Origin of the sequence: Parafrankia sp. FMc2, from assembly GCF_041008525.1 — a bacterium.
GTDB lineage: Bacteria > Actinomycetota > Actinomycetes > Frankiales > Frankiaceae > Parafrankia.
Window position 1 is genome coordinate 1 of record NZ_JBFLUG010000494.1, and the last position, 662, is coordinate 662.

At 67.2% G+C, this 662-nt stretch carries 1 protein-coding gene; it reads left to right on the forward strand.

Annotated elements, in window-relative coordinates:
• Window positions 1-113 precede the first annotated feature (113 nt).
• Window positions 114-326 (forward strand): DUF429 domain-containing protein, encoded by a 213-nt coding sequence (locus AB1460_RS38110; protein WP_420497473.1) that lies wholly within the window; start codon window positions 114-116, stop codon window positions 324-326.
• The last annotated feature ends 336 nt before the right edge of the window (window positions 327-662 follow it).

The window sequence follows — 662 nt, forward strand, 5'->3', positions numbered from 1 at the left end:
GCCGACCGGCCCCGCCCGCGCTGCCGACCAAGGCGTGGATCAACCAGCCCCCAGCGATCATCGAGACCGAGGAGGCGCTACCCACAAACCAAGCAGCCTGATGTCTCATCGGGATTGACAGGCTCCGATCCGACGACGCGTTCGACGCCATCATCGCGGCACTGACCGCCCGCGCCGTGGCGTTGGGCCACACCGCCCTGCCCGGATCGGACGACGCCGGCGCCGCGGAACGGGAAGGATGGATAGCCCTACCGACCAGCCCGCTGTCCTCCCTCGTACCGGACCACAGCCCGAGACCGGCAGAACGGCTGCCAGCACCACGGTGACAGCGAAGATCGTTGGGTGGGAGCTGTCCCGAGTGTTGCAGCTGACTTGGTCAGGACGGCGCTGTTGCATCCGGCGGGGCCGGGAGATCTTGACCGAAAATCCTCCTGTTGGAGGACGCCGGATCCGGTCGTGGAGCACCGTCGACCTGCCGACCGAGCCCCACGAAGGCTCAACTACGGGAAGATCTGCGGCCAAGATCGGCTGGAGTCGCCGGATGCAACTGTGAGTTCATGGTGCGTGCCCTGGGCGGTGGCCTGACCCGCGATGCAACTGGCGTGATGCCTTCGCACTGACCTGTCGGCCGCTGTCTGGTGGTGTGTCGACCGGACCGGTGG